Consider the following 12523-nt stretch of genomic DNA (forward strand, 5'->3'; position numbering starts at 1 on the left):
GACAGCGCCACCGAGCGCGAGACCGAGGAACAGGACGGCGTACGAGGCGACGACGTCGAGGATGCGGTTCACGAGGATCGACATGTTCGAGCTCCTTCTTTCTTGCCGGCGGTCCGGGAGACCGGCGCCGGCGTCCATCTGGACGATGCTTAGATAGCATGTATCTGAACGGTGTCTAGATAGAGGTTTATGTGGTCTCGGTGTTAAATTCTGAATGGGCTGACAGCGCAGCTGATGAGGCGGCGACGACAGACGAAAAGGGGCCCCGCGACCGGGGCCCCTCTCGAGTTCGGCGGTCTTTGAGGGAGCGGCGGTTCAGGCGCCGACGATGGCGAGCGCCGCGGCCGAGGCCACGCCCAGGACCAGGAGAAGCGCCGCACCGACGCGGTCCAGGAGGCGTTCGTAGCGGTGGACTGCGAGAGACATGACACACACCTTTGAGTTTGAACCCCGGGGGAGCGGGGACGTTTATAATTTGAACAGCGCTAAGATAGCTTTAATCTGAGCGGCGTCAAGATATCTTTACGGCGTCCAGATACCGACTTATGGTGATGGTGCGATGAGAGAATCTCAAACCGCCGAGGCCCGGCCCTACCATCATGGCGACCTGCGTCGCGCGCTCCTGGAGGCCGCCCGGCGGATCCTCGAAGCCGAGGGGCCGACCGCGCTCTCGTTGCGGGCGGTGGCCCGCGAGGCGGGGGTGAGCCCAGCCGCCCCCTACCACCACTTCAAGGACAAGGCCGAGCTCCTCGACGCCGTGGCCGAGCAGGGCTGGGAGATGCTGGACAAACGCATGGCCGAGGCCAAGGCCGAGGCCGAGCCCCGCGAGAAGCTCAATTCGCTCGGCATCGCCTATGTCTGTTTCGCGCGCGACAACCCCGCGCTCTACCGCGTCATGTACGACGCCGCGCGCGACAAGGAGGCGCTGCCCGAGCAGATGCTCGCCGACAACGAGGACTCGCCCTACTGTAAGGTGCGCGACACCATGATCGAGCTCGGCGCCGATCCCGACGCGCAGACCGAGCTCGAGCTCGCCACCACCGCCGCCTGGTGCGCCGCCCACGGGGTGGCCGAAATGGCGGGTTTCCGCCAGTTCGATCACCTCAAGCAGGATCTGGGCGGCGAGCGGCCGTTCCTGCACGCCATCTTCGCCCACATGGGCCTGTTCCCGCACGTCCGCCGCAATTAGACCAGGCGGGGTGTTCGTCACCCGCTTCGCCCCTTCGCCCACCGGATTTCTGCACCGCGGGCACGCCTATTCCGCGCTCTGCGCCCAGCGCGCTGCGCGCGAGGCGAACGGCCGCTTCCTGCTGCGCATCGAGGACATCGACCGCACCCGCTGCCGGCCGGAGTTCGAGGCGGCGATCCACGAGGATCTCGGCTGGCTCGGTCTCGCCTGGGAGCGCCCCGTGCGTCGCCAGTCAGACCACATGGACGACTACGCCAGGGCGCTGCAGGAACTCGGCGAGCGGGGGCTGATCTACCGCTGCTTCATGACCCGCAGGCAGGTCGCCGAGAGCATCGAACAGGCCCCGCACGGCGCCATGGAGGCCTACCGCAGCCAGGCCCTGCCGCCGGAGGAGGAAGAGCGCCGCGTCGCCGCGGGCGAGCCCTACGCGTGGCGGCTGTCGCTGGCGCGGGCCGAGGGCCTCCTGGGCGGGTTCGGCGGCCTCGCCATGCGCGAGGAGGGCGCGGGTCCGGGCGGCGAGACGGGGCTGCTCCCGATCCGGCCCGAGCTCGGCGGCGATGTCGTGCTGGCCCGCAAGGACGTGGGCGTGGCCTATCACCTGGCCGTGGTTGTGGACGACGCCTTGCAGGGGATCACGCACGTGATCCGCGGCCAGGACCTGTTCGAGGCCGCCCACGTGCAACGCCTGCTGCAGGCCCTGCTCGGGCTGCAGGCGCCGGTCTATCGCCACCACCGGCTGCTTACCGACGCCTCGGGCCGGCGCTACGCCAAGCGCGACAAGGCCGAGACGCTGCGCGAACTGCGGGCGCGCGGCGTCACCGCCGCCGAGCTTCGCCGCGAGATGGGCTTTGACTGAGGGCGCAAAGGCCGAGGCGCCGCGCTGGCCCGCCCTCGCCGTGCTGGTGTTCGGCGCCTGCGTGATCGGGCTATCGCCGATCCTGGTGCGGCTGACCCAGACGGGCCCCGCGGCGGCAGGTTTCTGGCGCCTGGTCTTCGCCCTCCCGCTGCTTGCGATCATGACCCGGCGGGCCAGCGGACCGCTCGGCCGGCCCTCGCGCATCGCCCTGGTCGCCGGCGTGGTGTTCGCCCTCGACCTCGGCTTCTGGCACTATGGCATCAGGTACACCTCGGTCACCAACGCCACGGTGCTGTCGAACCTGACGCCGGTGGTCGTCACCCTGTTCGCGTGGGCGTTCCTGAAGCAGCGGCCGCGCCCCTTGTTCCTGCTGGCGGTCGCCGTCGCCGTGGCCGGCGCATGGATCATGGCCATGGAGAAGGGCGGCGGTCCGGGACTCGATCCGCCGCTCGGCAACGCCCTCTCCGTCACCACCGCGCTCTGGTACGCGCTCTACTTCCTGGCGATCGGCGAGGGGCGCAGGACGGAGGCGGCCAGCCGGCTGATGTTCTGGTCGAGCGCGGTGGGGGCGCCCCTCCTGCTCATCGCCTCGCGGCTGCTGGGCGAGCCCCTGTTCCCGGCGTCGGGCGCCGGATGGGCGGCTTGCGTGGGCCTGGGGCTGATGCACGTGGCCGGACAGGGCTCGATCGCCTGGGCCATGGGGCGCCTGCCGACGCCCACGGCCTCCGTGGTGGTGCTGGTGCAGCCGGTGGTGGCGGCCTGGCTCGGCTGGATGCTGTTCGCCGAGGCGATCGGCCCGTATCAGGCGGCGGGCGCGGCCGTGGCCCTGGCCGGGGTCGTCCTGGCCCAGTGGGCGTCGCGACCTCGGCCAGGACCGGCGACCTCGCTCAGTGCATGACGCCGAACAGGTAAAGCAGCAGGATCACCGGCAGCGGGATCCCGATCAGCCACAACAGCAGCCCCTTCATGGGCGGTGTCTCCTCTCCTCCGGAGCCCCGCCCGCGGGTGCAGAACCTGCACCGGCGGCTCAGGTTCCGGCGAAGCTCTCCTGCGAGGGCAAGTCCCAGGCCCTGCGGGCGTTCTCGATGGCGGCGAGCTTCGCCGCAAAGGCCGACCAGTCGTCGGCCTCGGCGATCGGCGCCCAGAGCGCCTCGATCTCGTCGTAGAGCAGCTCTTCCGGCTCGCGCCGCGCGAAGTAGGGATCGGCGAGCCGCTCCGGCCGGTCCGGCGCATAGCCGGCGACCAGCTCACGGAACTCGGCAAAGGCCGGTTGGCGGTAGATCTCGCCGCGCGCGCCGGCCAGCGCGCGGGCCTCGTCACCGCAGAACCAGTCGAAGAAGAACGGCTCCCACCGCAGGGGCTCGGACCCGGCGGCGATGGCGCGGAAGGCGGTCTGCACGAAGCCCGCGTCGACCGCCTCGCCGCGGGGCTCGAGCCCCAACCGGTCGAGCATGGCGGCGATCAGCTCGCGCCGGTAGGCCGCGCCGAACTCCTGCAGCTCGGCCACGATCGGCTCCGTCGCGGTGACCAGGCTCAGACAGCCGCCGAGCTGCTGCAGATTCCAGAACACCGCCTCGGCCTGGCGCCCGAACGAATAGAGCCCCGTCTGGTCGAAGTAGGCGGCGACGAAATTCGGGTCGTTCCTGGGCAGGAAGCGATAGGGCCCGTAGTCGAAGCTTTCGCCGGTGATCGACATGTTGTCGGTGTTGAGCACGCCGTGCACGAAGCCCGCGGCCATCCAGCGCGCGACGAGCCGCGCCATCCGGCGCACCACCTCTCCCAGCAGCGCCGCGGCCCGGTCGTTCGATGCTTCCAGGTGCGGGTAATAGTTGGCGACGACGTGGTCGACGAGCATGCCGATCCGGTCGGCCCGCTCGAAGAAGGCGTGGCGCTGGAACGTCCCGAAGCGGATGTGGCTATGCGACAGCCTGACCAGCACCGAGGCGCGGGTCGGACTGGGCTCGTCGGTGCGCATCAGCGCCTCGCCGGTCTCGACCAGCGAGAAGGAGCGCGAGGTGGGAACGCCCAGCGCCTCCAGCATCGCGGTGGCCAGCACCTCGCGGATGCCGCCCTTCAGCGTCAGGCGGCCATCGCCCTGCCGCGACCAGGGGGTCTGGCCCGATCCCTTGGTGCCGAGATCGAGCAGGCGGTCCGTCCCGGCCTCGCGGAGCTGGGCGAACAGGAAGCCGCGGCCGTCGCCGAGCTCGGGGTTGTAAACCTGGAACTGATGGCCGTGGTAGCGCTGGGCGAGCGGCGGGTCGATGTTGTCGGGGAGCGGCGCGAAGCGACCGAAGTGCGCCCTCCACTCCTCGTCGGTCAGCGTCTCCAGGCCCACCGTTGCAGCCGCGCGGTCGTTGCGGAACCGCAGGTGGGTCTGCGGGAAACGCGCCGGCTCGACCGGATCGGCGAACTCGGGACCCAGCTCCGGGAACCTGGGGTCGGGGCGGTAGGCGGGCGAGACCGGCATGGCGGGCCCACATGGCCCCTGCGACGCCGTGAGGCAACCGCCGCGTCAGCCGCCCAGCAGCCTCGCCCCGAGCGCCCCCACGACCAAGCCCGCCGCAAACAACAGGACCCACAGCAGCCCGTCGGCCAGGGCCGGGCCGGCTTTGCGCCGGCCGCGCCTGCGTTTGCGGAGCGCCGCGAGGTGACCCTCCGCGATCGCCAGCAGGCGGGCGCGGAGCTTCGGCGCCTCCTCGCTGAGCAGCGGCTTCCAGGGGTGGTTGGCGGAATCGATGGCGAGGGCCAGCTTCACCGAGGCGTCGGTCGTCTCGCCGATGCGCTGGCGGATCAGCTTCTCCCAGCTCTCGTCAGGCGATATCGGGCGGTTGACTGCGGCGTCGTAGCTCTCCAGGGCTTCCACGACCGCGGGCTTCAGCGCCTCTTCGATCGCCTCCGTCAGCAGGAACGCCATCCGGCGGGTGTCCTGCGCCTGCAGGTTCTCGGTCCGCGCCTTCTCGACGGCGAGCCGGCTCGCCAGCCGTTGCTGGCTCTTGTCAAAGATGCCGCCGAGGGTCGCTTCGAACGCGCCGCCTGGCATGCCGCCCCCGCCCTTCACGCCGCCGAATCAGCTACACGCCGAGCGTGTGGCCGCAGCCCCTGAGCGTCAACCGTGCGCTCAGGCCCGCTGCAGCCGGTCTCTGAGCGCCAGCCCCGCCGCGGCGAGCACGGCGAAGCCGCCGGCGGCGGCCACGGCGGTCCGGTGCATGGTGGCCCAGAGCAGCGGCGAGCGGGTGCGCGCGCCTCGGCCGAAGCGGCCGCGCGCGCCGTGGTCGCCCGCGACCGGCGCGAACAGGTTGTCGGGCCGATCGTGATCGAACGGCTTGCCCTCCTGGGCCTCCACGGCGGTGCGGGCGAGATAGCGATCCATGAGGCCGGACGCGAGCTTGTCGCCCACGATGGCTTCCAGGGCGGGCGCGCCGACCACCACCTCCTTGCGCCTGGAGTGCGCCGCGAACCAGATCGCGCGGGCCGCGACTTCCGGCTGGTAGACGGCGCCCACCGGCCTGGGGTCGCCCGGCACCCTGGCGCGGATCCAGTCGAACTGGGGCGTGTTCACAGCCGGAAGCTGGACCATGCAGAGCCTGACCCGGCTCCGCGCGTGGATCAGCTCGGCGCGCAGCGAGTCCTGGAATCCCTGGATGGCGTGCTTGGCGCCGCAATAGGCCGACTGCAGCGGAATGCCGCGATAGGCGAGCGCCGAGCCCACGAGCACGATCGAGCCGCGGTCGCGCGGCGCCATCCGCTTCAGCGCCGCGCGCGCGCCATTCACCTGGCCCAGGTAGGTGACCTCCGTGACGCGCCTAAACTCCTCGGGCGTGGTCTCCAGGAATGGCGCGAAGATGCCCGCGAAGGCGTCGTTGACCCAGATGTCGATCGGGCCGAGCTCGTCTTCGATCCGCGCCGCGGCCGCCTCCACCTGCTGCGGATCGGCGACGTCGGTCGACACGACGAGCGCGCGCCCGCCCAGCGTCTCCACCTCGCGCGCCGCCGCATGCAGCCCGTCCTCGCCGCGCGCCAGGAGGCCGATCCAGGCGCCGCGGCGTGCAAACTCCCGCACCGTGGCGCGGCCGACCCCGGCCGACGCTCCGGTGATCGCCACGATCTCAGGCTGCGCGTTTCGGCGGTGCGGCATCGTTCAAACCCTGTTCTTTCGGATGTGCTCGGGAAACCCATGGCGGACGGTGGCGGTTGCGCAGGTGAGAGGGAACCTCGACGGCGCCTTCACGTCTAAAGGCGCTGTCCCCAACGGGAGGACTTGAACGTGTCTGACCTCAACCCGCAGAGCACGGCGAAAGTCGCCGGCCACCCCCTTCATCCGATGATCATTCCGTTCCCGATCGTCTTCTTCGTGACGACTTTGGTGACAGACATCGTTTACCTGCAGACCGGACGGCCTGGGTTCGCGGACGCCTCCGTGTGGTTCCTGGGCGCCGGCATAGCCATGGCCCTGCTGGCCGCGGTGCTGGGCTTCACCGATTTTCTCGGCGACCGGCGGATCCGCAGCCTGAGCCACGCCTGGATGCACATGATCGGCAACCTCATCGCCGTGATCCTGGAGATCGTGAACCTTTACCTCCGCACCGGCGGACGCATGGAGACCGCGATCGCCCCGACCGGCGTCACCTTGTCGGTCATCGTGACCCTGCTGCTGGTGTTCAACGGCTGGATGGGCTGGGAGATGGTCTACCGCCACCATGTGGGCGTCGCCGACGTCGCCGAGCGCTGAGGTTCCGTTGCGCCCAGCCGGGCGCGCCCGCAACTGAGCCGAAGAGGGGCCGCGCTCCGCCATGATCCGCGTCATCTCGGTGCGCAAGGCCATCGTGGCGGGCTGCGCCGGCGCGCTCGCCTGGGAGCTCCTGCTGCGCGCCCTGGCCCTTGCGGGGGTTCCGCTGGTCGACATCGTCGGCAGCCTCGGCCTGCTCGTGCTGCCGGGCGGGCGCGGTTGGGCGGTCTGGGGCGCAGGGCTCTTTCTGCACCTGATCGTGGGCGTGCTGTGGGCGGTGTTCTACGCCTACTTCTTCTTCTCGGTGACGCTGCTCAGGCCGGTCTGGCAGGGGCTGGTCTTCTCGGCCCTGCCGGCCGCGCTCGCGATTCTCATCGTCTATCCCCAGCTCAAGCTGATGGGCGAGCCGGCCGCCGTGGCCCACGCCAACGCCTGGACGCTGCTGGTCGCGGTGAGCTGGAAGGAGCGCATCGGCCTCCTGCTGGGGCACGCGGCCTACGGCCTGGCGCTCGGCGCGCTCTACGTGCGGCCCGTGGGCCGCCCGTCGGACAGGGCGTTCCGCCCGCCGAAGCCGGCGCGCGCCCGCACCAAGGTCCATGCGACGGAACGCCCGCCGTTCGCCTTCATCTTCGCCAGCGGGATCGAGTGCAGCTATCCCCGGCTGCTCGGCGGACGCTGGCGGCTCGACCAGATGGAGGTCACCCGCCATTACCGGCGCTGGCCCGAGGACCTGGCGCTCGCCGCCCGCCTCGGCCTGAGCCATCTGCGCTACGGCCCGGCCATCCATCTGACCTATCCCGCGCGCGGGCGCTTCGACTGGTCGTCCGCGGACGGGCCGATGGAGCGGATGCGGGATCTCGGGCTCACGACCATGGCTGACCTGTGCCATTTCGGCCTGCCCAACTGGCTGGGCGACTTCCAGAACCCCGAAGTCCCCGAGGCGCTCGCGGCCTACGCGGCCGCCTTCGCCGAGCGCTACCCGTGGGTGCGCTACTATACGCCGGTCAACGAGATGTATGTCTGCGCTCGCCTGTCGGCCCTGGACGGCGTCTGGAACGGGCAGCGGCGCGACGAACGCAGCTTCGTCACGGCGTCGGCGCATCTGGCCAAGGCCACGGTGCTGATGATGCGCGAGATCCTGGCGCGCCGGCCGGACGCGGTGTTCGTGACCAGCGAAAGCAGCGAGTTCTACCAGGCCTGCTGTCCCGATCCGGAGATCCGGCGGATCGCCGACCTCGAGAACGAGCGCCGTTTCCTGCCCATCGACCTCGCCTACGGCCACCCGGTGAGCGAGCCCGTGCGCCAGCGCCTGGTCGACAATGGCCTGAAGGCGGACGACTACGCCTGGTTCATGGCCCAGGAGCTTCCGCGCCGAACCATCCTGGGCGTCGACTACTACGATTGGAACGAGAAGCTCATCGATACCGAGCGGCACGCCCAGGCGCTCGGCGAGCTGTTCGGCTGGTACGTGATCGCCAGCCAGTACTACGAGCGCTACCGCCGGCCGATGATGCACACCGAGACCAACCACATGGACGCGCGCGAGGCTCCGCGGTGGCTGTGGCGGCAGTGGCACAATGTGCAGCTGATCCAGAAGGCCGGCGTGCCGGTGGTGGGCTTCACCTGGTATTCGCTCAACGACCAGGTCGACTGGGACATCGCCGTCTCCGAGCCGCTGGGCAATGTGAATCCGGTGGGCCTGTTCGACCTGAACCGCGATCCGCGCGCCGTCGCCCAGGCCTATCGGCACCTCATCCGCATCTTCGGCGACACGCCGGAAGTCCGCGAGTGCCCGACGCTGAAGGCGCTGCTCTCATGATGGGCTTCCTGCAGGCGCACGGCATGGACGCGGGGCCGCTGCAGCGCCCGCTGCTCGCCGGCGCGATCACCGGCCTGCTGGCCGCGGCTCCCGCGGGCGCGGTGCTATGGGCCTTCGGCGCCTTCGCCGTCGCCGCGGACGAGGTGATGCGGCTCTCGCGACCGACCAGCGCCGCGATCCTGGCGGCCGCCTTCACCGCGGCGGGGCTGCTCTACGGCCTGGTGTTCCGGCGGGCCGCCAACGACAAGCTCGGCGGATGGCTGTTCGGGGCGGTGTTCGGATTCGTCCTGTGGATGGCGGCGCCCGTCGTCGTGCTGCCGCTGATCAGCGCACACACCATGGCGGCCGGGCGTCCGGCGCAGGGCTTCCTGGCCGCGTTCCTGGTCTGGGGCGTGATCACGGGCGGCCTGTTCCCCTATGTGCACAAGCCGCTGCACGCGCAGATGGACGGCCACCAGCGCGCCTTCGCCCGACTGGGGCCCACGGGCGCGGCGCACCATCACCACCATCCGCTGCTGCGCAGGCGCCCCGGCCAGCGCCGCTAGCCGATCCGCACGCCCATCGCCCCGTCCACCGGCAGGATCGCGCCGGAGATGAACTTCGCCTCGTCCGAGGCCAGGAAGAGCGCGGCGTAGGCGGTGTCCCAGGCGGTCCCCATCTTGCCGCCCAGGGGCACGCGGGCGTTCCGCTGCTCGCGCACCTGGTCCTGGCTCTCCCCGCGCGCCGCGGCGATGCCGGCGACCGCCATGGGCGTATCCATCAGGCCCGGCATGATCGCGTTGCAGCGGATCCCGTGGCGGGCGTTCGCCTGGGCGACCGAGGTGGTGAGCCGGTTCACTCCGGCCTTGGAGACCTCGTAGGCCACCTGGATGCCGCCGGCGGTCGCTGCGAGCGAGGAGATGTTGACGATCGCGCCATGCCCCTGCTCGCGCATCAGCGCGAGCGCCGCCTTGGTCATCAGCCACATGCCCTTGAGGTTGACCGCGAGGATGCGGTCGAAGGCGGCTTCTTCCACCCGGTGCGCCGGCCCGTCGCCGCCGCCGACGCCGACGTTGTTGACCAGGATGTCGAGCCCGCCCCAGCGCGTCTTGGCGGCCGCCACCACCGCCTGGCAGTCTGCGGACCTGGTGATATCGGCCTGCAGGGCGGAGGCCGACCCGCCCTCCTTCCCGATCATCGCGGCGGTCTCCTCGGCGCGCTCGGCGATACGGTCGACGCAGAGCAGGTCTGCGCCCTCGCGGGCGAACAGGATGGCCATGGCCCGACCGTTGCCGATCGTCTCGCCGGGGGTCTGGCCCGCCCCCATGACGACAGCGTGCTTGCCCTGCAGCCGGCCCGCCATCTCAGAAGCCCTTCAGGTCCGGATCGAGGGTCTGGCCCTCGTCGAGCTGCACCCCGAAGGTGTTCAGGAACATCGAGACCTGGGTGTACTGGCCGGCGGTGAACACCACGTCCATGCACTGCTTTTCGGTGAAGTGCCTGGCGAGCTCGGCCCAGGTGGCGTCGCTGACGAACTGATCGGCGTGCAGCTCGTCGGAGGCGCGGATCAGGGCCGCGTCGGCCGGGCTCCAGCCGGCCTCCGCGCCCGACTTCAGGCGGGCGACTTCATCTGCGGTCAGGCCCTCGCGCAGGCCGATGCGGACGTGCTGGGTCCACTCGTAACCGGATTTGCAGAGGTAGCCGGTGCGCAGGATGACGATCTCCCGCTCCCGGGCCGGCAGGTCGTTGCGCCGCGACAGCACGTAACCGCCCCACTGGTTGAAACGGGTGAGCGCCTTGGGCGCATGCACCAGGGTGCGGAAGATATTCAGCACGGGGCCCGGGCGGAACGCCTCCAGCGCCTCGGCCTGCTCAGGGCTGAGCTCGGCGTCGCCCAGGGGGCGTATGCGCGGCCTGGTCAGTCTCATGGCGTCCCTCCGGCTTGCCTCGGTCCGGGCGCCACCATAGCGGCCCAGCGGCGGCGCCGTCGATTGTGCTCGGGCCTCGTGCTAGCCAAGCCGTATGCCGAAGCGGATCACGCTCGACTTCCTGAAGACCGAGAGCGCCTCGGGCCTGATCCTGGCCGGGGCGGCGCTGGCCGCCATTGCGGTCGCCAATTCGCCGGGCGACGGCCTCTACTTCCGGCTGCTGAGCGCGCCCTTCACCATCCAGCTCGGCGGCTTCTCCGAGACCTTGTCGATCTCCGACTGGGTCAAACAGGGGCTGATGGCGATCTTCTTCTTCGTCGTCGGACTGGAGATCAAATACGAGGCGCTGAAGGGCGAGCTCGCCAATCCTAGGCGCCTGGCGCTGCCGATCCTGGCCGCCCTTGGCGGCATGGCCGCCCCGGCGCTGGTCTATCTGGCGTTCAACCTCGCGCCCGGCGGCGCGCCGCAGGCCTGGCCCACGCCGATGGCCACCGACATCGCCTTCGCCATGGCGGCGCTCGCGGTCGCCGGCCCCAGGCTGCCGGCCAGCCTGCGGGTGTTCCTGCTGACGCTGGCGATCGTCGACGACCTGGGCGCAGTGGCGGTGATCGGGGTGGTGTTCACCAGCCGCCTGCACATGGTGGCGCTGGTGGGCGCGCTGGCGGCCCTGGCGCTGATGGGACTGCTCCCCCGCTGGCGCGGCGCGCCCTATCTTCTCTACGCCGTGGGCTTCGCCCTGGTCTGGGGCTTCACCCTGAAATCCGGGGTCTCGACCTCCCTGGCGGGAGTCGCGTCCGCGATGGCCGTTCCGATCGGTCCGCGCAAGCCCGGCCGCCCCGGCGTGCTCGAGGACTTCATGGAGAGCCTGCATCCCTACGTGGCCTTCCTGATCCTGCCGCTGTTCGCCTTCTGCGCAGCGGGCTTCGACTTCGCCGCGCTGAAGCTCGGGGACATGTTCGGGCCGGTCGCGGTGGGAGTCGCGGCAGGCCTCTTGCTCGGCAAGCCGCTGGGGGTGTTCGGCGTCGCCGCGTTGCTCATCGGCCTGAAGGTCTCCCGCCGCCCCACCGGCGCGAAGTGGATCGATCTCCTGGGGGTGTCGCTGCTCTGCGGCATCGGCTTCACCATGAGCCTGTTCATCGGCGAGCTCGCCTTTCCCGCCGACGGCTCGGCCCAGGCCCAGGTGCGGCTCGGCGTGATCGCCGGCTCGATCCTCTCGGCGCTCGCCGGCGTGGGCGTGCTGGCCTGGTCGCAGGGCCGCCGCGCGGCCGCGGCGCAACCTTGATTCTCCGCTGCCATTGACGTAAGAGCCGCCCCTCTTCGGGACCGCCTGGCCGAAGGCATGCCAGGGCGGTCCATCAACACGACCAGAAGGACGGGGCCACGCGCTCCGACGTGAAATGCCGAAACTGAAGACCAAGTCGGGCGCCAAGAAGCGCTTCAAGATGACTGCGACCGGCAAGCTGAAGGCCGGCGTGGCCGGCAAGCGCCACCGGCTGATCAGCCACAACGCCAAGTACATCCGTCAGAACCGCGGCACCAAGGTGATGAGCGAGGCCGACGCCAAGATCATCAAGACCTTCCTGCCGTACGGCCTTTAGCTCGGGAGCTCTGACAGATGGCACGCGTGAAGAGGGGCGTCGTCGCCCACGCCAGGCACAAGAAGGTGCTGGAGCAGGCCAAGGGCTTCTACGGCCGCCGCAAGAACACCATCCGCGCCGCCAAGGCCGCGGTGGACAAGGCCGGCCAGTACGCCTACCGCGACCGCAAGGTGAGGAAGCGCAGCTTCCGTTCGCTGTGGATCCAGAGGATCAACGCCGCGGCGCGCCTGGAAGGCCTGACCTACGCCCGATTTATCCACGGCCTGGAACTGGCCGGGATCGACATGGACCGCAAGGTCCTCGCGGATATCGCGGGCGCCGACCCGGCCGGTTTCAAGGCCATCGCCGACAAGGTCCGCGCCGCGCTGGGCTAGAGAGGCTTTCCTCTCGGCGTCATCCCGGAAGCCGCCACAGCGGCCATCCGGGAC

Annotated in this window: 14 protein-coding genes; 9 read left to right on the forward strand and 5 right to left on the reverse strand. The window is 70.4% G+C overall.

Annotation, left to right across the window (positions count from 1 at the left end; all coding sequences use genetic code 11):
- Nucleotides 1-559: 559 nt before the first annotated feature.
- From VLI41_RS13200 to VLI41_RS13210, 3 genes are read left to right on the forward strand one after another with little or no spacing between them, the layout of a single operon-like run.
- Nucleotides 560-1189: a TetR/AcrR family transcriptional regulator gene (locus VLI41_RS13200; protein WP_325268545.1), complete on the forward strand. Its 630-nt coding sequence runs from the start codon at nucleotides 560-562 to the stop codon at nucleotides 1187-1189.
- 10 nt (nucleotides 1190-1199) lie between these two features.
- On the forward strand, nucleotides 1200-2045 hold the full coding sequence (gluQRS, locus tag VLI41_RS13205; protein WP_325268546.1) for a tRNA glutamyl-Q(34) synthetase GluQRS: 846 nt from the start codon (nucleotides 1200-1202) through the stop codon (nucleotides 2043-2045).
- On the forward strand, nucleotides 2038-2943 hold the full coding sequence (locus VLI41_RS13210) for a DMT family transporter (RefSeq protein WP_325268547.1): 906 nt from the start codon (nucleotides 2038-2040) through the stop codon (nucleotides 2941-2943). Before gluQRS ends, VLI41_RS13210 begins: the two co-directional genes overlap by 8 nt.
- A 129-nt stretch (nucleotides 2944-3072) precedes the next feature.
- Here the strand turns inward: VLI41_RS13210 and VLI41_RS13215 are convergent, their stop codons facing one another.
- The 3 genes from VLI41_RS13215 to VLI41_RS13225 form a co-directional block, all read right to left on the reverse strand.
- Nucleotides 3073-4512 carry a protein adenylyltransferase SelO gene (locus tag VLI41_RS13215; protein WP_325268548.1) on the reverse strand — a complete coding sequence of 480 codons (1440 nt, stop codon included), beginning with the start codon at nucleotides 4510-4512 and terminating at the stop codon, nucleotides 3073-3075.
- Between the two features lie 45 nt (nucleotides 4513-4557).
- Complete coding sequence (locus tag VLI41_RS13220) at nucleotides 4558-5085, reverse strand: hypothetical protein (RefSeq protein WP_325268549.1); 528 nt, start codon at nucleotides 5083-5085, stop codon at nucleotides 4558-4560.
- A gap of 78 nt (nucleotides 5086-5163) precedes the next feature.
- Entirely contained in the window at nucleotides 5164-6180 is a 1017-nt protein-coding gene (locus VLI41_RS13225; protein ID WP_325268550.1) for an SDR family oxidoreductase, read from the reverse strand.
- A gap of 129 nt (nucleotides 6181-6309) precedes the next feature.
- Between VLI41_RS13225 and VLI41_RS13230 the strand changes: the two genes are divergently transcribed.
- The 3 genes from VLI41_RS13230 (at nucleotide 6310) to VLI41_RS13240 (ending at nucleotide 9135) form a co-directional block, all read left to right on the forward strand.
- On the forward strand, nucleotides 6310-6774 hold the full coding sequence (locus VLI41_RS13230; protein WP_325268551.1) for a DUF2231 domain-containing protein: 465 nt from the start codon (nucleotides 6310-6312) through the stop codon (nucleotides 6772-6774).
- Between the two features lie 61 nt (nucleotides 6775-6835).
- Nucleotides 6836-8590, forward strand: coding sequence for a family 1 glycosylhydrolase (locus VLI41_RS13235; RefSeq protein WP_325268552.1), 1755 nt, complete (start codon nucleotides 6836-6838; stop codon nucleotides 8588-8590).
- Nucleotides 8587-9135 carry a hypothetical protein gene (locus VLI41_RS13240; RefSeq protein ID WP_325268553.1) on the forward strand — a complete coding sequence of 183 codons (549 nt, stop codon included), beginning with the start codon at nucleotides 8587-8589 and terminating at the stop codon, nucleotides 9133-9135. Before VLI41_RS13235 ends, VLI41_RS13240 begins: the two co-directional genes overlap by 4 nt.
- Here VLI41_RS13240 and VLI41_RS13245 read toward each other — a convergent pair.
- Entirely contained in the window at nucleotides 9132-9932 is an 801-nt protein-coding gene (locus tag VLI41_RS13245; RefSeq protein WP_325268554.1) for an SDR family NAD(P)-dependent oxidoreductase, read from the reverse strand. The genes VLI41_RS13240 and VLI41_RS13245 overlap by 4 nt on opposite strands.
- 1 nt (nucleotide 9933) lies before the next feature.
- The gene (locus VLI41_RS13250; RefSeq protein ID WP_325268555.1) at nucleotides 9934-10497 is read right to left on the reverse strand and encodes a carboxymuconolactone decarboxylase family protein; all 564 of its coding nucleotides are present in this window, start codon (nucleotides 10495-10497) and stop codon (nucleotides 9934-9936) included.
- A gap of 94 nt (nucleotides 10498-10591) precedes the next feature.
- Here VLI41_RS13250 and nhaA point away from each other — a divergent pair, with 94 nt between their 5' ends.
- From nhaA to rplT, 3 genes are all read left to right on the forward strand, one after another.
- Nucleotides 10592-11779, forward strand: a complete 1188-nt coding sequence (nhaA, locus tag VLI41_RS13255) for a Na+/H+ antiporter NhaA (RefSeq protein WP_325268556.1) — start codon at nucleotides 10592-10594, stop codon at nucleotides 11777-11779.
- A 115-nt stretch (nucleotides 11780-11894) separates the two neighbouring features.
- Nucleotides 11895-12095 (forward strand): 50S ribosomal protein L35, encoded by a 201-nt coding sequence (gene rpmI / locus VLI41_RS13260; protein WP_325268557.1) that lies wholly within the window; start codon nucleotides 11895-11897, stop codon nucleotides 12093-12095.
- Between the two features lie 17 nt (nucleotides 12096-12112).
- Nucleotides 12113-12469: a 50S ribosomal protein L20 gene (gene rplT / locus VLI41_RS13265; RefSeq protein ID WP_325268558.1), complete on the forward strand. Its 357-nt coding sequence runs from the start codon at nucleotides 12113-12115 to the stop codon at nucleotides 12467-12469.
- Nucleotides 12470-12523: the final 54 nt, after the last annotated feature.

Source organism: Phenylobacterium sp. (genome assembly GCF_035475775.1).
GTDB lineage: Bacteria > Pseudomonadota > Alphaproteobacteria > Caulobacterales > Caulobacteraceae > Phenylobacterium.

What these genes read in the sequence shown, in the direction of transcription:
- VLI41_RS13200 (WP_325268545.1), top strand. Translation starts at nt 560, where the DNA reads ATGAGAGAATCTCAAACCGCCGAGGCCCGGCCCTACCATCATGGCGAC.
- VLI41_RS13215 (WP_325268548.1), bottom strand. Translation starts at nt 4,512, where the DNA reads ATGCCGGTCTCGCCCGCCTACCGCCCCGACCCCAGGTTCCCGGAGCTG.
- VLI41_RS13220 (WP_325268549.1), bottom strand. Translation starts at nt 5,085, where the DNA reads ATGCCAGGCGGCGCGTTCGAAGCGACCCTCGGCGGCATCTTTGACAAG.
- VLI41_RS13225 (WP_325268550.1), bottom strand. Translation starts at nt 6,180, where the DNA reads ATGCCGCACCGCCGAAACGCGCAGCCTGAGATCGTGGCGATCACCGGA.
- VLI41_RS13235 (WP_325268552.1), top strand. Translation starts at nt 6,836, where the DNA reads ATGATCCGCGTCATCTCGGTGCGCAAGGCCATCGTGGCGGGCTGCGCC.
- VLI41_RS13240 (WP_325268553.1), top strand. Translation starts at nt 8,587, where the DNA reads ATGATGGGCTTCCTGCAGGCGCACGGCATGGACGCGGGGCCGCTGCAG.
- VLI41_RS13245 (WP_325268554.1), bottom strand. Translation starts at nt 9,932, where the DNA reads ATGGCGGGCCGGCTGCAGGGCAAGCACGCTGTCGTCATGGGGGCGGGC.
- VLI41_RS13250 (WP_325268555.1), bottom strand. Translation starts at nt 10,497, where the DNA reads ATGAGACTGACCAGGCCGCGCATACGCCCCCTGGGCGACGCCGAGCTC.
- nhaA (WP_325268556.1), top strand. Translation starts at nt 10,592, where the DNA reads ATGCCGAAGCGGATCACGCTCGACTTCCTGAAGACCGAGAGCGCCTCG.
- rpmI (WP_325268557.1), top strand. Translation starts at nt 11,895, where the DNA reads ATGCCGAAACTGAAGACCAAGTCGGGCGCCAAGAAGCGCTTCAAGATG.
- rplT (WP_325268558.1), top strand. Translation starts at nt 12,113, where the DNA reads ATGGCACGCGTGAAGAGGGGCGTCGTCGCCCACGCCAGGCACAAGAAG.